Consider the following 17,188-nt stretch of genomic DNA (forward strand, 5'->3'; position numbering starts at 1 on the left):
GATGCTGCCGTTGATCGAGGTGCACGTCGCGCGGTTCGCCGAGCTGGACGTGCGGACCTTCCACGACCTGCTCCGGTTGCGGATCGACGTGTTCGTCGTGGAGCAGGCGTGCCCGTACCCGGAACTCGACGGGCGGGACGTCGAGCCGGGCACCCGGCACCTCTGGCTGACCCGGGACGGCGACGTCGTGGCGTACCTGCGAATCCTGGCCGACCCGGACGGCGTGGCGCGGATCGGCCGGGTCGTGGTGGCCGCGGCGGCCCGCGGCGCGGGCCTGGCCGGCCGGCTGATGGCCGAGGCCCTCGCCCTGGTCGGGGCCGGGCCCTGCGTGCTGGAGGCGCAGACGCACCTGGTCGGCTTCTACGCCGGGCACGGCTTCACCGTCAGCGGCGCCGACTATGTCGAGGACGGCATCCCGCACACCCCGATGCGCCGCGCCGGCTGACCGGTGGCTTCCTCGCCTCCGGCACCGGCCCCGCCCCGACCCCCACCTGCACCGCCACGCGCTGACCGCTCCCGGAGTCCGAGATCACCCTCGAACACGGAAGTAGTGGCCTCCCCGGCTTCGGGAGGCCACTACTTCCACGATCGAGCACGATCCTGCGCGGGACGGCCCGGCCCGGACCGATCCGGCGCGGCGGGTCAGACCAGGCAGGTGACGATGTCGGCAACCGAGCGGCGGCGGCCCGTGTAGAACGGGATCTCCTCGCGGACGTGCCGGCGGGCGCCGGAGGCGCGCAGGTCGCGCATCAGGTCGACGATCCGGTGCAGCTCGTCGGCCTCGAAGGCGAGCATCCACTCGTAGTCGCCGAGGGCGAACGAGGCGACCGTGTTGGCCCGCACGTCCGGGTAGCCACGGGCCAGCCGGCCGTGCTCGGCGAGCAGTTCCCGCCGCTCGGCGTCCGGCAGCAGATACCACTCGTACGAGCGGACGAACGGGTAGACGCAGAGGTAGGGGCGGGCCTCCTCGCCGGCCAGGAACGCCGGGATGTGGCTCTTGTTGAACTCGGCCGGCCGGTGCAGCGCCATCTGCGACCAGACCGGGGTGAGCGCCCGCCCCAGCGTGGTCCGCCGGAACCGCAGGTACGCGTCCTGCAGGGCGTCGCTGGAGGACGAGTGCCACCAGATCATCAGATCGGCGTCGGCGCGCAGCCCCGCCACGTCGTACGTGCCGCGGATCGTGACGTCCTTGCCGGCCAGCTCCTCGAAGAGGGACTCCACCTCGTCGATGACGTTCTCGCGCAGCGACGGCAGCGGGCTGGTCGCCCGGTACACCGACCACATGGTGTAGCGGACGGTGGCGTTCAGCTCCTTGAGCCGGGCCGCGTTGGTCTGCTCGGTCATGATCCCGATCCTCCCAGTGCCGTGATGATCTCCTCGGCCGCCGTCTCGCCGGAGCGGACGCAGACCGGGATGCCGACGCCGTCGTAGCCCGCGCCGGCCAGGGCCAGCGTCGGGTGGGCGGCCCGCAGCGTCGTCCGGGCCGCCGCCACCCGGTCGAGGTGACCGGGGGTGTACTGCGGCAACGCCCCACCCCAGCGTTGCACGTGCCGGGCGACCGGAGTGGGCAGCGGGGTGCCGAGCACCTTCGACAGCTCCCGGTGCACGGTGGCCACCAGGTCGTCGTCGGTGAGCTGGAGCGACGTCTCGTCGCCGTACCGGCCGACGGAGGCCCGGACCAGCGCGATCCCGTCCGGGCGGCGCAGGTGCCCCCACTTGGTGGTGAAGAAGGTGGACGCCTTGATCAGCAGCCCCTCGGTGGCCGGCACCAGGAACCCGGAGAGTTCCGGCAGCTCCGGCTCGGGCAGGGCCAGGGTGACCAACGCCACGCTGGCGTAGTCGAGGCCGCCGACGGCCGCCGCCACCTCGGGGGCCGGGCCGGCGAGCAGCCGGGCGGCCGGGCGGGCCGGCACGGTCAGCAGCACCGCGTCCACGTCGACCAGCTCGGGGTCCCGGGTGGGGCCCACGGTGAGCCGCCAGCCGGTGGCCGTCGGGTGCAGCTCGCGCACCGCCGCGTCGGTGCGGACGGTCGCGCCGCCGGCCCGCGCCGCCGCCGCGACCAGGGTGCCCAGCCCGCCGGCCAGGGTGCCGAAGACCGGGGCGCCGGGGGCGCGCGGCGCGGCGGCCTGCGCCGCCCGGACCGCGCCGACCAGGGTGTGCTCCACCCGGGCCGCCCGGGCCAGCGCCGGCATCGTGGTCACCAGCGACAGGTCGTCGGCCCGGCCGGCGTAGACCCCGCCGAGCATCGGGTCGACCAGCCGGTCCACCACCTGGTCGCCGAACCGGTCCCGGACCAGCGCGCCGACGGCCACGTCCTCGTCCGCGCCGAGCAGCGGCCGGCCGCCGTCGCGGTCGGCGTCCGCGGCCGGCGTCGCCACCGTCGCCACCCGGTCCAGATCCCCCGGTACGCCGACCAGCGTGCCGCCCGGGATCGGGCGCAGCCCCCCGTCGACGGCGAGGGCGGCCTGCCCGACGGTGGGGTGCACGATCGCGTCGGCCAGGCCGAGCCGGCGGACCAGGGTCACCGCGGCGGAGTCCGCGCCGGTGGCGGAGTCCCGCATCAGGAACGACTCGGCCCCGAACTCGACCGGCTGGCCGGCGATCTCACCGGTGCGCAGCTTGCCGCCGAGCGCGCCGGACTGCTCGTACACGGTGATCTCGGTGCCGGCCGGTGCGCGGTCGCGCAACCGGACGGCGGCGGCCAGCCCGGTGATCCCGCCACCGACGATCGCCACCCGCCACGGTTGCCGCATGGTCGCCTCCCTAGCCGGCGTGGCGCGCGGACACCTCGTGCACCAGCGCGACCACCCGGGTCAGCACGTCGGGGTCGGTCTCCGGCAGGACACCGTGGCCGAGGTTGAACACGTGGCCGGGGGCGGCCCGGCCCTGCTCGACGATCCGCCGGACCTCGGTCTCCACCACCGACCAGGGGGCGAGCAGCACCGTGGGGTCGAGGTTGCCCTGCACCGCCTTGTCCGGGCCGATCCGGCGGGTCGCCACGTCCAGCGGCGTACGCCAGTCCACGCCGACCACGTCCGCACCGGCCTCGCCCATCGCGGTCAACAGCTCACCGGTGCCCACCCCGAAGTGGATCCGCGGCACCCCGGCATGGGCCAGCCCGGCCAGCACGTACGCCGAGTGCGGCAGCACGTAGCGGCGGTAGTCGGCCTCCGAGAGCGCGCCGGCCCACGAGTCGAAGAGCTGCACCGCCGAGACACCGGCCTCGATCTGCACGGTGAGGAAGGAGAGGGTGACCTCGGCGAGCCGGGCGCAGAGCGCGTGCCACAGCTCCGGCTGGCCGTACATCAGGGCCTTGGTCTTCGCGTGGGTCCGCGACGGCCCACCCTCGACCAGGTAGCTGGCCAGGGTGAACGGGGCGCCGGCGAAGCCGATCAGCGGGGTGTCGCCCAGCTCGGTGACGAGCAGCCGGACCGCCTCGTCCACATAGGAGACGTCGTCGCGGGTGATCGGGCGGATCCGCTGGACGTCCTCGGCGGTGCGCACCGGCTGGGCCACCACCGGCCCGGTGCCGGGGACGATGTCCAGGTCCACCCCGGCGGCGGCGACCGGCACCACGATGTCGCTGAACAGGATCGCCGCGTCGACCCCGTGCCGGCGGACCGGCTGGAGGGTGATCTCGGCCACCAGCTCGGGGCGGCGGCAGGAGTCCAGCATCCCGACGTTGGCCCGGATCTCCCGGTATTCCGGCAGCGACCGGCCGGCCTGGCGCATGAACCAGACCGGGGTGTGCGGGGTGGGCTCGCGGCGGCAGGCCCGGACGAAGGGCGAATCGGCCGGTCCGCCGCGGCGGGATTCTCCGTCTCGGGCGGCAGCGCCCGCGTTCTCGGTGCTCATCGCCGCCATCGTCCCACGCCGCCCACCACCGGACCGGTGCGGGGAGGGCGCAACGTGACGCTCGTTCGGCGCGCCGTGACGGCCACCGGACCGGGGGCGGCATAGGCTGCCGGCATGGCCCCCCCGATCGCGCTCCCGGAAACCTTCGCCCGCGCGGTCGCCGGGCTGCGGTCGGTCAGTCCCCGCGCGGAGATCGTGCTGGAGGAGGTCGGCGCCCCGCAGCGCCTGGCCCCCTTCGCGTTCGCCCTCTCCGCCGGGGTGCTGCGCGACGGCGACGAGGTCGCCACCGGCCGGCTCATCCTGCTGCACGACCCGGCCGGGCACGAGGCGTGGCAGGGCACCCTGCGGCTGGTCACCTACGTGACCGCCGAACTGGAGGTCGACCTGGCCAGCGATCCGCTGCTGCCCGGCGTCGGCTGGACCTGGCTGACCGACGCACTGGACGCGCAGGACGCCCACCACCGGGCGATCGGCGGGACGGTCACCCAGACCCTCTCCACCCGCTTCGGCGAGCTGGCCGGTCCGCCCGCCGCCGGCGACATCGAGATCCGCGCGTCGTGGACGCCGCTCGGCGACGACCTCGCCCCGCACCTGCTCGGCTGGTGCGCGCTGCTCGCCTCCACGGCCGGCCTCCCGCCGCCCGGGGTGACCGCCCTCTCCTCCCGCCGTTCCCACGGCCTGGCCTGACCGGCGTCGTCTGACCGCCCTGGCCTGACCGGCCTGGCCTGACCGCCCTGGCCTGATCCGGACCTGCAGGTGCCGGCCGGACGCGGACGGGCCGCCCCGGTTGACCGGAGCGGCCCGTCGCCCGGACCCGTACGGGTCAGAGGTAGTTCTCGGCCTCGTTGCAGACCTTGTCGAGGCCCTTGTTGGCCTTGTCGAAGGCGGCCTTGTTGCCGGCCGCCGCCGCCTTGATCGCGGTGGTCAGCTTGTCCAGGCAGGTGGCGATGACCTTCTTCTGCCGCGCCTGCTCGTCCCGGTCGTTCTTGGTGCCGGTCAGGTCCTGCTCGGTGTCGGCGAGCTTGTCCTGCACCGTCTGCAGCTCGGTCCGCAGCTTGTCGATCTCCTGCTTGTTGGCCGCGATGGTGCCGTCCCGCTCGCTGACCTGGGCGGAGAGCTTCTTCTCGGTGCGGTCCAGCTCACCGCTCTTGGTGATGTACAGCCCGGTCATCACGCCGCCGAGGACGAACAGCAGCCCGGCGACCACGGCGAGGATCAGCGTGGTGCGGCCCTTGCCGGGGCCGGCGGCGGGCGCGCCGTAGGGCGGCACCGCGCCGGGCGGGGCGGACATCGGCGGTCCGAAGCCGGGGCCGGAGACCGGCGGGGCGGACATCGGCGGCGCCGACATCGGGTACGCCGGGCCGGAGACCGGGGGCGCCGACGCCGGGGCGTACTGGCCGGGGACCGGGGGCTGGACCAGGGTCTGGTCGCTCTGCGGCGGCCCGTACTGCTGCGGTGCGGCCCCGTACTGCTGGGGGGCGGGCTGACCGGCGCCGTACGGGTTGCCGTACGTGCCGCCGCCGGCCGGCTGGGGACCGGGCGGGGGCTGCGGCGGATAGGCCGGCGGGAAGCCCTCCGGCCCGGTCGGTGGCTGGGACATCTCTTCCTCCAGGTTGCTGGTCCCCGTGGGGGTGCTCCGGCCGGGGCCGGGATGCTCGGGATCGACGGCCGACCAGGTCGGCCCGGGCGGTGCGGGGCGGTACGACGACGCCGGTCAGCACACCCGGAACGTGTCGCAGGCGGTCTTGATCGGGATGGCCAGGCCGATGCCCTCGGCGTCCCGGGCCTTGGCGGTGGCGATCCCGACGACCTCCTTCGAGCCGTTGATCACCGGCCCACCGGAGTTGCCGGGGTTGATCGGGGCGTCGAACTGGATGACCGGCCCGGAGCCGCCCTCGTCCTTGCGGAAGGCGCTCACCACGCCCGTGGTGACGCTGTCCTGGAGGCCGAGGGGGGCGCCGACCACCACGATCTGCTGCCCGGACTTCACCGGCGCGACGGCGGCGACCAGGGGGGTGAAGGTGCTGGTGGTGCGGAGCTGGGCGATGTCCTTCGCCTTGTCGACCTTGACGATGGTGGCCGGGAAGCGCTGGTCGGTGCGCTCCAGGAAGACCTGCCGGCCGCCGGCGTCCCAGACCGACTCCACCACGTGGAAGTTGGTCAGCATGGTGGCCCCGCCGCCCGCGACCGGCTTGCCGATGGCGAAGGCGGTGCCGGTGAACTGGCCCGCCCGCACCCGGAACACGCTGGGCAGCACCGCGCTGGCCACGGCCTCCGGGTTGAAGGCCGCGCCGGCCTGCTTCTCCAGCGCGGCGGTCCGCTTCTCCACGCCGTCGAAACGGGTGTGGTCGGCGCCCTGCGCGTCGGCGAGCCGGCGGTCGGTGGCGGTGAGCCGGTCGCCCAGCCGGTGCAGCTGCCAGGCCTGCCCGCCGGCCACGAGGGCCAGCACGGCGGCGAGGGCGAGCGCCGTGACCGGCACCCAGCCGCGTCGGGCGGGCGCGGCCGCAGCGGCGGGCACCGCGCCGGGCCAGCCCGGCTGCCCCACCGGGTACGTCGGCCCGGAGACCGGCTGCCCCATCGGGTTCCCGGGGTACGCCGGGGCGGCGGCCGGGGTCTGCGGGGCGGGCGGCGGGGACCAGGTGGTCCGGGCACCGCCCGCGGCGTACGGGTCGGCGCTCGGTGCCTCGGTCCCGGGGGCCGGGTAGCCGCCCCACGGCTCTCCCGGCGGGGCGGGGCGAGGCTGCCCGGGCGGTGCCGGCTGGCCGGGCTGACCCGGGGCCGACGGCGGGAAGCCGGGGGCCGGCGCGGCGGCGAACCCGGCCGGGACCGACCCGTGGCCGGCGACGGTGGTGGCCGGGCCGGAGCCGACGGGCTGCGGCGGAACCGCACCGTAGGCCGTGGAAGGCGGCGTGGCCGATCCGTAGCCGGTGGCGGGCGGCGCGGCCGACCCGTAGCCGGTGGAAGGCGGGGTGGCCGACCCGTAGCCGGTGGTGGGCGGCGCGGGCGGGAAGGCGGGGGTGCCGGGCTGGGCCGGGACGACCGGCCGGTGCGGCTCGATGCGGGGTGGCAGGGGGCCCGGACGGGCCTGCTCGGCGCGACCCTCGTCGGCGTCCTCGCCGCGGTGCTGCCCCGACCCGTCGCCCGACCCGTAACTGGCCGTCATGCTTGCCACGCCCTCCCCGTACCCGCCCCGTCGGCACCGCCCGGGTCCTCGCGGTCCCGTCGCGGCCCGATGGACCGTACCTGCGCGAAAGGGGTTTGTCTCCCCCGTTGTCCGACCCTGTCACACGGGTGCCACCCGGGGCCGTTCCGACATCCGACGGCCATCCCCCCGACACGCACCGGACCGGCTGCACACACCGGATCCGGTCGCGCACTAGGGTTGTCAGGTGACCGACGAACCACCCCTGCGCCGTCGGCCCGCCGAAAGCCGTACGGGAGAGGCGTCCCAGCATCCGCCGTCGGCAGCGCCGGAGCCGGCGGACGCGGGGACCGAACCCGTCGCGGGCGGGCCCGTGCCGCTGACCGCCCCGCGCGAGGGCACGCCCACGCCGGTGGCCACTTCGAGCGAGTTGGCCGAGGTCGTGGCCCGCTTCGCGGCCGGCACCGGCCCGGTGGCCCTGGACGCCGAACGCGCCTCGGGCTACCGCTACAGCCAGCGCGCCTACCTGGTGCAGCTCCGGCGGGCCGGCTCCGGCACCGCGCTGGTCGACCCGCTGCCGCTGCCCGACCTCTCCACCCTCGACGCGGCGATCGCCGACACCGAGTGGGTGCTGCACGCCGCCAGCCAGGACCTGGCCTGCCTGGCCGAGGTGGGGCTGCGACCGCGCCGGCTCTTCGACACCGAACTGGCCGCCCGGCTGGCCGGATTCGAGCGGGTCGGTCTGGCCGCGCTGACCGAACAGCTGCTCGGCTACACGCTGGAGAAGCACCACTCGGCGGCGGACTGGTCCAGCCGGCCGCTGCCGGAGTCGTGGCTGACGTACGCGGCGCTGGACGTGGAGATGCTGGTCGACCTGCGGGACGCGCTCGCCGAGGAGCTGGACCGGCAGGGGAAGTCGGCGTGGGCGGCGGAGGAGTTCGCCGCGCTGGTCCGCTCCGGCGCGCGTCCGGCCCGGGTACGCGCCGAGCCGTGGCGTCGCACCTCGGGCATCCACCGGGTGCGGGGGGCGCGGGCGCAGGCCCGGGTCCGGTCGCTCTGGTACGCCCGGGACCAGATCGCCGCCCGGCGGGACGCCGCTCCCGGTCGGGTGCTGCCCGACTCGGCGATCGTGGCCGCCGCCGAGCTGGACCCGAAGGACGAGAAGACGCTGCTCACCCTGCCCGGCTTCGGTGGCCGGTCGGTACGCCGGCTGGCCCGTACCTGGCTGACGGCCCTGGACGACGCCCGGCAGCTGCCCGAGGACGCCCTGCCGGTGGCCCCGGCGGTGGAGGGACCGCCGCCGCCGCACCGGTGGGCGGAGCGGGACCCGGTGGCCGCCGGCCGGCTGGCCCGCTGCCGCGAGGTGGTGGTCGGGGTCGCGGGCGCGCACAACCTCCCGCCGGAGAACCTGATCGCCCCGGACTCGATCCGCCGACTGGCCTGGCAGCCCCCGGAGGAGATCACCGAGGAGACCGTCGCCGACACCCTCCGCGCCCTCGGCGCCCGGGAGTGGCAACTCACCCTCCTCCTCCCCGCCCTGGCCCAGGCCCTCCCCACCCCCACCCCCTGACCCACTCCTCCCCCACCCCCGGCACCCGCGGTTGATCAAGAAGTTCGCGTCGGCGACACGCCGTCCGGCAGACGCAAAGCTCTCGATCGACGGCGAGGGGCCGGGGGTGGGGTGTGGGGTTGGACACACGGGGCGTGGTGTCGGGGTTGGTTACTGGCGAGTAGCATCCGGAGAAACGCCAGTGCCGGCTAGGAGGCTCAAGTGCCCCGTGAAGTTAGGGATGTCGTTTTCGTCGACGGCGTCCGCACCCCGTTCGGCAAGGCGGGTGGCATGTACGCCAACACCCGTGCCGACGACCTGGTCATCCGCTGCATCCGCGAGCTGCTGCGCCGCAACCCGCAGCTGCCGCCGGAGCGGGTCGAAGAGGTCGCCATCGCCGCCACCACCCAGATCGGCGACCAGGGCCTGACCATCGGCCGCACCGCCGCCCTGCTCTCCGGCCTGCCCAAGACGGTCCCCGGCTTCTCGATCGACCGGATGTGCGCCGGCGCGATGACCGCCGTCACCACCGTCGCCAGCGGCATCGCCATGGGGGCGTACGACATCGCCATCGCCGGCGGCGTCGAGCACATGGGCCGCCACCCGATGGGTGAGGGCGTCGACCCCAACCCGCGGATCATCGCCGAGAAGCTGGTCGACCCGTCGGCGCTGGTCATGGGCGCCACCGCGGAGAACCTGCACGACCGGGTCCCGCAGATCACCAAGGCGCGCACCGACGCCTTCGCGCTGGCCTCCCAGCAGAAGACCGCCAAGGCGTACGCCAACGGCAAGCTCCAGGACGACCTGGTGCCGGTCGCCATCCGGGACGAGGAGAACGGCTGGGGCCTGGCCACCACCGACGAGGCCCCCCGGGAGACCTCGCTGGAGAAGCTGGCCACCCTGAAGACCCCGTTCCGCCCGCACGGCAAGGTCACCGCGGGCAACGCGGCCGGCCTGAACGACGGCGCCACGGCCAGCCTGCTCGCCGACGAGGCCACCGCCCGCGAGCTGGGCCTGCCGGTCGCCATGCGGCTGGTGTCGTTCGGCTTCGTCGGCGTCGAGCCCGAGGTGATGGGCGTCGGCCCGATCCCGTCGACCGAGAAGGCGCTGCGCATCGGCGGCCTCACCATCGACGACATCGGCCTGTTCGAGCTGAACGAGGCGTTCGCCGTGCAGGTGCTCGCCTTCCTCGACCACTTCGGCATCGCCGACGACGACCCCCGGGTCAACCCGTGGGGTGGCGCGATCGCCATCGGGCACCCGCTCGCCTCCTCCGGCGTCCGGCTGATGACCCAGCTCGCCCGGCAGTTCGCCGAGCACCCCGAGGTCCGCTACGGCCTCACCGCCATGTGCATCGGCATCGGCATGGGCGGCACCGTGATCTGGGAGAACCCGCACTGGGAGGGCAACAAGTGAGCGCGCTCGCGGCACCGAACGAGGTCGTGACGAAGGCGCTGCTGCGCCAGGTACGCGTACCGGGCCTGGACAGGCCGGCCGCCCTGATCACGCTGGACAACGGTTTCGACCACACCAAGCCGAACACCTTCGGCCCGGCCGGTCTGACCAGCCTGGACGAGGCGATCACCGCGGCGCTCGCGGCGCAGCCGGCGTTCATCGCGGTGACCGGCAAGCCGTACATCTTCTGTGTGGGCGCGGACATCGTCGGCCTGCCGGCGCTCGCCGACCGCGACCAGGCGCTGGAGGTCGGTCGCCTCGGCCACCGGGTCTTCGCCCGGCTCAAGGACAGCGAGATCCCGACCTTCGCCTTCGTCAACGGCGCGGCGATGGGCGGCGGCCTGGAGCTGGCCCTGCACTGCCACTACCGGACGCTCTCCGGTGGCGCGGCGGCGCTCGCGCTGCCCGAGGTGTCGCTCGGCCTGGTCCCCGGCTGGGGCGGCACCCAGCTGCTGCCGAACCTGATCGGCATCCCCGCCGCCACCCAGGTGATCATCCAGAACCCGCTGATGCAGAACAAGATGCTCAAGCCGAAGCAGGCCGCCGAGATGGGCATCGCGGACGTGCTGCTGGAGCCGGCGGACTTCCTGGAGCGGTCGCTGGAGTGGGCCGCCGGTGTCGTGCGGGGCACGGTCACCGTGACCCGGCCCGAGGTCGACAAGGACATGTGGGCGGGCGTGCTCTACTTCGCCCGGCAGACCCTCGACCAGCGGCTGCACGGCGCGGTCCCGGCCGCGTACAAGGCGCTGGACCTGCTGGAGACGGCGAAGGACGCCGACTTCGCCACCGGCACCGCCGCCGAGGACGAGGCCCTGGCCGACCTGGTCTTCTCCGAGGAGCTGCGCAGCGGCCTGTACGCCTTCGACCTGGTGCAGCGGCGGGCCAAGCGGCCGGCCGGCGCGCCGGACAAGGGCCTGGCCCGGCCGGTCACCAAGGTGGGCATCGTCGGCGCCGGCCTGATGGCCAGCCAGCTCGCCCTGCTCTTCGCCCGCCGCCTCCAGGTGCCGGTCGTCCTGACCGACCTGGACCAGGCCCGGGTGGACAAGGGCGTCGGCTACGTGCACACCCAGATCGAGAAGGCCGTCAGCAAGGGCCGGATGGACAAGGGCACCGCCGCCAAGCTGTACGGCCTGGTCTCGGGCTCGGTCGACAAGTCCGCCTTCGCCGACGCCGACTTCGTCATCGAGGCCGTCTTCGAGGACCTGAACGTCAAGAAGCAGGTCTGGGCCGAGCTGGAGAAGATCGTCAAGCCGGAGGCCGTGCTGGCGACGAACACCTCGTCGCTCTCCATCACCGAGATGGCCGCCGAGCTGGAGCACCCCGAGCGGGTGGTCGGATTCCACTTCTTCAACCCGGTCGCCGTGCTGCCGCTGCTGGAGATCGTCCGGGGCGAGCGGACCGACGACGCCACCCTGGCCACCGCCTTCGCCGTGGGCAAGCAGCTGCGCAAGTCCAGCGTGCTGGTCAAGGACGCCCCGGCGTTCGTGGTGAACCGGCTGCTCACCCGCTTCCTCGGCACCGTCTTCGCCGCCGTGGACGCCGGCACCCCGCTGGACGTGGCGAACAGCGCGCTGGACCCGCTGGGCCTGCCGATGCGTCCGCTGGCCCTGCTCCAGCTGGTCGGCCCGGCCGTGGCGTACCACGTGGGCGGCACGCTGCACGAGGCGTTCCCGGACCGGTTCTCGGTCAGCGAGAACCTCAAGCGAATCGCCGACTCCGGTCAGCCGATCGTGGTGGACGACCAGATCAACGACGAGGTCGCCAAGCTGCTCGTGGTCGGCGACCAGCCGCTCACCGGCGAGCAGGTACGCCAGAACGCGCTCGACGCGCTGGCGCAGGAGATCCGGCTGATGCTCGACGAGGGCGTCGTCGCCGAGGCGCAGGACATCGACCTGTGCATGATCCTCGGCGCCGGCTGGCCGTTCCACCTGGGCGGCGTCACGCCGTACCTGGACCGGACCGGCACCTCCGAGCGGGTCGCCGGCAAGCGGTTCCTGCCGCGCGGGGTGGCCAGCCTGCGGTAGTCGTTCCCCGCTCCCCCGCGATCGCGGTGGTCGACCGTCCCCTCGGGACGGACGGCCACCGCGATCGTCACTCCGGGGTCGGTCCGCGCCGTCAGAGGCCGGCGGCAGTTTCGTCACGTCCGGGTCGGGTGGACACCGGCGGGTCGACGGGGCTGGCTACGATCACCCGTCCCGATCCTCATCTGGAGCTGACCCATGTCGCAGCCGCCGTCCAACCCCTACCCCGGTTCCTACCCGCCGCCGCAGCAGCCCGGTGGTTACCCGCCGCCGCAGCAGTCGGGCTACCCGGTGCCGCAGCAGCCGGAGGGCTATCCGGTGCCGCAGCAGCCGGAGGGCTACCCGGCGCCGCAGCAGCCGGACGGCTACCCGGCGCCGCAGCAGCCGCAGTACGGCGGCTACCCGACGTCGGGCCAGCCGTACGGCGGTCCGGTCACCCCGGCCGGTCCGCCGCCGCAGAAGAAGTCCAACGTGACCCGGATCCTGCTGATCACCCTCGCCGTCGTGCTGGTGCTCTGCCTGGGTGGCGCCGCGGTTCTCTTCTTCGCCGCCAAGGGGAAGGTCGGTGAGGTGGTCGACGCCACCAAGACCCGGGTCGTCGCCCCGGCCACCCTGGCGGGTCGGGCGAAGGCCACCGACCCGACCCTCCAGCAGGGCGCCCAGCAGCTCGAAACCGAGCTGAAGAAGTCCCTGCCGGACGCGACCAGCACGGTCGGCGCCTTCTACGGCGAACCCGCCAAGAAGGACCTGGTGATGATCGCGGCGGCCTCCGGCCTGAACGCGAACCCGGGCAAGACCCTCGACGACACCGTCTCGGGCATGAAGAGCACCGACGTCGAGGTCGGTGAGATGAAGACCGTCGACGCCGGCCCGCTCGGCGGGGAGGCCAAGTGCGGCGACGCCACGGCCGCGCAGGTGCCGATGGGCGTCTGCGTGTGGAGCGACCGGGGCAGCATCGGCATGATCCTGATCTACTTCAAGACCGGCGTGCAGGCGCAGGCCGAGCTGGCCACCATGCGCGGCCAGATCGAGCAGAAGGGCTGAGCCGCCCGAGCCCGCTGACCGGGCCCCCGCCACCACCGGTGGCGGGGGCCCGCTCGTCAGGCGGTGCGCTCCGCCGCACCCCGACAGACGCAGAACTCGTTGCCCTCCGGGTCGGCGAGCACCGCCCAGCCGGTGCCGTCCGGCCGGCGGCGGTCGGCGACCAGGGTGGCCCCGAGCCCGAGCAGCCGGTCGACCTCCGCGTCGCGGGTGCCGTCGGCCGGGTGCAGGTCGAGGTGGAAGGCGCCCTTGCCGTGCCGCTCGCCGACGGTGACGAAGAGCAGGTCGGGGCCGTGGCCGTCCGGGGCGACCAGGACGGCCTCCGGGTCACCCGGGTGGTCGTCGTCGTGCAGCCGGCGGTCGAGCACCGTCGCCCACCAGCCGGCCAGGACGTACGGGTCGGCGGACTCGACGGTGACGCAGTGGATCAGTGCACTCACGGGATTTCCTCCTGAGGGGAGTGCGCCCCGCGGACGTGCCTGCTGTCAGCGGTGACCGGGGCGGGGCGCGGGACTGTTCACGGTGGACATCGACCGCACCCCCTCTCCGCACGTCGGGCTGACCCGCACGATCATGCCACCGGGTTCCACCACGGACAAGGCCGGTCAGCTCAGCAGCCAGCCGATCAGGGCCAGGGTGAGCATGGCGAGGGCGGTGCTCACGATCACCGTCCAGCGGGCCACCGCGGCGCCGCTGGCGTACTCGCGGGCGAAGAGGTAGGTGTTCTGGGCGGTGGGCAGCGCGGCGCAGACCACCAGGGCCAGCAGCGGGGTCGACGCGACGCCCGCGGCCAGGCCGGCCAGCCAGGCCACCAGCGGTTGGCCGACCAGTTTCAGGCCGGTGAGCACGGCCACCTCGCCACCCGCGCCGACCGGTGGCGGCCCGCCGCCGGTCAGCGACAGGCCGAGCGTCACCAGGGCGCTCGGCACCGCCGCCGCGCCGAGCAGGGCGAGCGGGCCGGCCACCACCGCGGGCGGGTGCCAGCCGAGGCCGGAGCAGAGGGCGCCGAGGGCCGGGCCGGCGATCACCGGGTTGCGCAGCGGCAGGGTGAACAGGCGTACGGGACGCAGCCGCCGCCCGGCGCCCCGGTCCAGCAGCACCAGCAGCACCGGGGTTACCACCAGCACCTGGAAGAGCAGCACCTCGGTGAGGAAGGCGGCGTCACCGACCACCTGGAGCGCCACCGGGATGCCCAGGTTGGCGGAGTTGACATAGCCGGCGGCCATCGCGCCGATGGTCGCCTCCCCGGTGGTCCGCCGGGCCCGGACGGCGAGCGCGAAGGCCACCGCCATGGTCACGGTGGTACCGATCGCGAAGGCCGCCAGCGCCCGGGCGTGGAACACCAGCGGGGTACGGGACAGCGCGGTGAAGAGCGCCGCCGGCATCGCCAGGTGGAAGACGAAGCCGCCGAGCACCGCCTCGGCGTCGTCGCCGAGCAGCCGACGTCGACCGGCCAGCCAGCCGAGTGCGGTCAACGTCCAGATGGGCACGAACGCGGCGAGCACGGCAGCAGCGTACGGCCGCCGGGACGGAACCGGCCCGGTCCCACGGGACCGGGCCGGATGCCGTGCGCACGGCTTACGGGCCGACGAAGACCGCCTTGGCCCGCCAGTCGGCGCCGTCCAGGGTCGGGCCGCTGCGCGCGGTGAACGCGCCGGTCGGCGCGCCGCCCGCCCAGTCGGTCGCGGAGAGTTCCCCGGTGCTGCGGTTGACCTTGTAGAGGGTGCCGCCGGCGAGGAAGAGCCCACCGGCGTCGGCGAGGCTGCTCACCCCGGCGACGGTGAACTTCTCCGCGCCGACCGCGCCGCTGTCCGGGGTGAACCAGCGCCAGAAGAGGCCGCCCTGCCCGGAGAGCGTGTAGTAGAGCCGGCCCGCCGAGAAGAACATCGCGGTGACGTTCGGGATCTCGGCGGCGAAGTTCGAGGGCACCCCGGTGTACGTCTGGCCGGCCGGACCCGAGTCGGTCTCCACGGTGTCCCAGTAGGCGTCGTGGTACGGGTCGACCTGGCTGGGCGTACCGAACGTGGTGCCGTCGAAGGTGCGCCGCCAGAGCGACCCGTTCATGCCGTAGAAGAACGTGCCGCCCACCCAGAAGCCGCCCCGGGCGGTCGACCAGGCGGTGCCGTCGGGGTTCGCCACCGGGCTGGCCGCGCCGATCGTGGCCGCCCCGTCGTACGCCCGGACCTGGACCTCGTCGCCGGTGCCCGCCGGCGGCGGACCGGTCTTGACGATCTCGATGCCGTCGATCAGCGGGTTCTCCACCACGTGCCCGAAGTCGACGTCGACGGAGCCGTCGCTGACGACGGTGAACGACCGCATGGTGCCGACGTTGTGCCCGACCGTGCCGGAGAGGTCGAGGTCGTCGAGGACGACGGTGCCGTCCAGGGAGACGTCGAAGACCCGGGCGCCGGGGGTGCCGGTGCCGTCGTAGCGGTTGGCCAGGTAGAGCCGCACCTGGACCTCGGTGCCGGCGGGCACCGGGAACTGCCAGCTCATCTCCGGCGCGGAGCCGGAGTCCCAGCGCTCGTCGCTGTAGAGGGCCGACGGCGTGCCGGCGGGCACGGTGGCGTCGACCGAGCCGACCGGCGCGAAGCCGGCGCTGCTGCTGCCGACGTTGTGGTACGGGCTGGGGTTGCCGTCGGTGTCCTGCGCCCAGTCCGGCCCGGTGTCGGTGGCGGCGATCGCCGGTCCGCCGGCGTTGACCCGGTAGAGCACGTTGGTCGGGGCGGGCACCCCGGCCCGGTAGACGTTGCCGGGCAGCGTCGCCGTGGTGGTCGGGTGCGGGGCCGCGCCGCCGGTCAGCGGGAAGAACGCGATCCGCTCCCGGCGGTACTGGAAGTTGCCGATCCACGAGGTGTCCGAGCCGACCCAGAGCCCGGTCGGGGTGACCAGCAGTTCGGAGACGCCGACGCCGCGCGGGTGCCGGCCGGGGTTCCAGGACAGCGGCAGCCCGGTACGCGGGTCCAGCGCGGCGATGCTGGGCCGGCCGACCGCCCCGGCCTGGGCGCTGTCGCCGCCGTAGCTGTTGTTGAGCCAGCGGAAGTGCCCGCCGACGTAGACGGCCTGTTCGCTGATCCCGACGGCGAGGAAGGTGTCGCCGCCGGAGTAGTCGACCCAGGTGGGCTGCAGGTCGGTGCCGGTGGCGTTCGCCTCCCAGCGGGCGGCGGCGTCGCAGAGGGTGCCGCCGTTCGGCGCCCCGGTGGTCACCACCACGAAGTAGCTGCCGTCCGGCGCGTACGCCACGTCCCGCACGTACGTGTCGAACGCCCACCAGGCGCAGCGCGGGGTGTACCGGCTGGTGTTCCAGTCGGCGACGGTGGCCGCGGTGGCGCCCAGGTCGAGCTTAACGATCTGGTCGTGCAGCACCCCGTCGGCCTTCTTGAAGTTGCCGACCACCACGAGCTGGGTGCCGTCCGGGGAGACGGCGAGCTTGCTCGCCCCGACGCCGGAGTTGGCGCCGCTGACCCCGTCGTAGTTGTGGTGCTCGGTGAGCGTGGTGGTGAGGTAGCCGTCCACCGCGCCGGTGCCCGCGTTGAGCGAGGCGAGGCCGCCGCGCGGGTTGGTGTTGCCGGCGGTGGTGAAGATGCCGCCGACGAGCAGCCGACCACCGACCAGGGCGATGTCGTTGACCAGCCCGTTGAAGGCGGGGCCGGCGAAGCTGGTGACCACCGCGCCGGTGGCCACGTTGAGCAGGGCCACCTTGCGGCGGGTGACGCCGTTGACGGTGTTGAACTTGCCGGCGATGAAGACGGTGCCGGCGGTGGGCCCGGCGGTCACCGCGTAGACCTCGTTGTCGACGGTCGGCGCGAAGGCGCTGTCCACCGTGCCGGTGGCCTTGTCGAAGGCGAGGACGTAGTTGCGGGTGATGTCCACGTCGCTGTTGCGGTTCTGGACGCGGGTGAAGTCACCCACCGCGATGATCTTCGTACCGGCGTCGTAGATGGCGTCGACGGTCCCGTCCTGGATGTCCGGCGAGGCGGTGGAGGGGACCTTGTTGACCAGCGTGTCGTGGCCGGGTGCGGCGGCGGTCGCCGGGCCGGCGGCGGTGAGGCCGGCGGCGGTGAGCGCGACCGCGGTGAGGCCCGCGAGGACCCGGCGGGTCAGGGCCGAGGGATGAGTCACTGG

Annotated in this window: 13 protein-coding genes and 1 pseudogene; 6 read left to right on the plus strand and 8 right to left on the minus strand. The window is 74.3% G+C overall.

Annotation, left to right across the window (positions count from 1 at the left end):
- Position 1 precedes the first annotated feature (1 nt).
- Positions 2–445: a GNAT family N-acetyltransferase gene (locus tag ABUL08_RS15505; RefSeq protein WP_350930626.1), complete on the plus strand. Its 444-nt coding sequence runs from the start codon at positions 2–4 to the stop codon at positions 443–445.
- Positions 446–642: 197 nt separating this feature from the next.
- On the opposite strand, the gene hemQ is transcribed toward ABUL08_RS15505, so the two are convergent.
- Genes hemQ through hemE form a run of 3 tightly spaced genes read right to left on the minus strand, consistent with a single transcriptional unit; the run spans position 643 to position 3,855 of the window.
- A complete protein-coding gene (gene hemQ / locus ABUL08_RS15510) occupies positions 643–1,344 on the minus strand; it encodes a hydrogen peroxide-dependent heme synthase (protein ID WP_350930627.1) in 702 nt (233 codons plus the stop codon).
- A complete protein-coding gene (gene hemG, locus ABUL08_RS15515; RefSeq protein WP_350930628.1) occupies positions 1,341–2,753 on the minus strand; it encodes a protoporphyrinogen oxidase in 1,413 nt (470 codons plus the stop codon). Before hemG ends, hemQ begins: the two co-directional genes overlap by 4 nt.
- Before the next feature lie 10 nt (positions 2,754–2,763).
- Complete coding sequence (hemE, locus tag ABUL08_RS15520) at positions 2,764–3,855, minus strand: uroporphyrinogen decarboxylase (RefSeq protein WP_350930629.1); 1,092 nt, start codon at positions 3,853–3,855, stop codon at positions 2,764–2,766.
- A gap of 114 nt (positions 3,856–3,969) precedes the next feature.
- Between hemE and ABUL08_RS15525 the strand changes: the two genes are divergently transcribed.
- The gene (locus ABUL08_RS15525) at positions 3,970–4,542 is read left to right on the plus strand and encodes a DUF3000 domain-containing protein (protein WP_350930630.1); all 573 of its coding nucleotides are present in this window, start codon (positions 3,970–3,972) and stop codon (positions 4,540–4,542) included.
- A gap of 136 nt (positions 4,543–4,678) precedes the next feature.
- Here ABUL08_RS15525 and ABUL08_RS15530 read toward each other — a convergent pair whose 3' ends face one another.
- Both ABUL08_RS15530 and ABUL08_RS15535 read right to left on the minus strand, forming a co-directional pair.
- The gene (locus ABUL08_RS15530) at positions 4,679–5,455 is read right to left on the minus strand and encodes a hypothetical protein (RefSeq protein ID WP_350930631.1); all 777 of its coding nucleotides are present in this window, start codon (positions 5,453–5,455) and stop codon (positions 4,679–4,681) included.
- A gap of 114 nt (positions 5,456–5,569) precedes the next feature.
- Positions 5,570–6,703, minus strand: a pseudogene (locus tag ABUL08_RS15535) (S1C family serine protease); the annotation flags it as partial.
- A gap of 541 nt (positions 6,704–7,244) precedes the next feature.
- Between ABUL08_RS15535 and ABUL08_RS15540 the strand changes: the two are divergent.
- From ABUL08_RS15540 to ABUL08_RS15555, 4 genes are all read left to right on the plus strand, one after another.
- Positions 7,245–8,567, plus strand: coding sequence for a ribonuclease D (locus ABUL08_RS15540; RefSeq protein ID WP_350930633.1), 1,323 nt, complete (start codon positions 7,245–7,247; stop codon positions 8,565–8,567).
- A gap of 201 nt (positions 8,568–8,768) precedes the next feature.
- Complete coding sequence (locus ABUL08_RS15545) at positions 8,769–9,962, plus strand: thiolase family protein (RefSeq protein ID WP_350930634.1); 1,194 nt, start codon at positions 8,769–8,771, stop codon at positions 9,960–9,962.
- Positions 9,959–12,025 (plus strand): 3-hydroxyacyl-CoA dehydrogenase NAD-binding domain-containing protein, encoded by a 2,067-nt coding sequence (locus ABUL08_RS15550; protein ID WP_350930635.1) that lies wholly within the window; start codon positions 9,959–9,961, stop codon positions 12,023–12,025. The genes ABUL08_RS15545 and ABUL08_RS15550 overlap by 4 nt, the downstream gene beginning before the upstream one ends.
- A gap of 195 nt (positions 12,026–12,220) precedes the next feature.
- Positions 12,221–13,066, plus strand: a complete 846-nt coding sequence (locus tag ABUL08_RS15555; protein WP_350930636.1) for a hypothetical protein — start codon at positions 12,221–12,223, stop codon at positions 13,064–13,066.
- Positions 13,067–13,122: 56 nt separating this feature from the next.
- Here the strand turns inward: ABUL08_RS15555 and ABUL08_RS15560 are convergent, their stop codons facing one another.
- From ABUL08_RS15560 to ABUL08_RS15570, 3 genes are all read right to left on the minus strand, one after another.
- Complete coding sequence (locus ABUL08_RS15560) at positions 13,123–13,503, minus strand: VOC family protein (protein ID WP_350930637.1); 381 nt, start codon at positions 13,501–13,503, stop codon at positions 13,123–13,125.
- Between the two features lie 165 nt (positions 13,504–13,668).
- The gene (locus tag ABUL08_RS15565) at positions 13,669–14,568 is read right to left on the minus strand and encodes an AEC family transporter (protein WP_350930638.1); all 900 of its coding nucleotides are present in this window, start codon (positions 14,566–14,568) and stop codon (positions 13,669–13,671) included.
- A 73-nt stretch (positions 14,569–14,641) separates the two neighbouring features.
- On the minus strand, positions 14,642–17,185 hold the full coding sequence (locus tag ABUL08_RS15570) for a malectin domain-containing carbohydrate-binding protein (RefSeq protein WP_350930639.1): 2,544 nt from the start codon (positions 17,183–17,185) through the stop codon (positions 14,642–14,644).
- Positions 17,186–17,188: the final 3 nt, after the last annotated feature.

It is taken from the genome of Micromonospora sp. CCTCC AA 2012012 (assembly GCF_040499845.1).
Classification (GTDB): Bacteria; Actinomycetota; Actinomycetes; order Mycobacteriales; family Micromonosporaceae; genus Micromonospora; species Micromonospora mangrovi.

Coding starts and splice junctions, on each gene's coding strand:
- ABUL08_RS15530 (WP_350930631.1), bottom strand. CDS start 5,455: ATGTCCCAGCCACCGACCGGGCCGGAGGGCTTCCCGCCGGCCTATCCG.
- hemQ (WP_350930627.1), bottom strand. CDS start 1,344: ATGACCGAGCAGACCAACGCGGCCCGGCTCAAGGAGCTGAACGCCACC.
- hemG (WP_350930628.1), bottom strand. CDS start 2,753: ATGCGGCAACCGTGGCGGGTGGCGATCGTCGGTGGCGGGATCACCGGG.
- ABUL08_RS15555 (WP_350930636.1), top strand. CDS start 12,221: ATGTCGCAGCCGCCGTCCAACCCCTACCCCGGTTCCTACCCGCCGCCG.
- hemE (WP_350930629.1), bottom strand. CDS start 3,855: ATGAGCACCGAGAACGCGGGCGCTGCCGCCCGAGACGGAGAATCCCGC.
- ABUL08_RS15505 (WP_350930626.1), top strand. CDS start 2: ATGCTGCCGTTGATCGAGGTGCACGTCGCGCGGTTCGCCGAGCTGGAC.
- ABUL08_RS15525 (WP_350930630.1), top strand. CDS start 3,970: ATGGCCCCCCCGATCGCGCTCCCGGAAACCTTCGCCCGCGCGGTCGCC.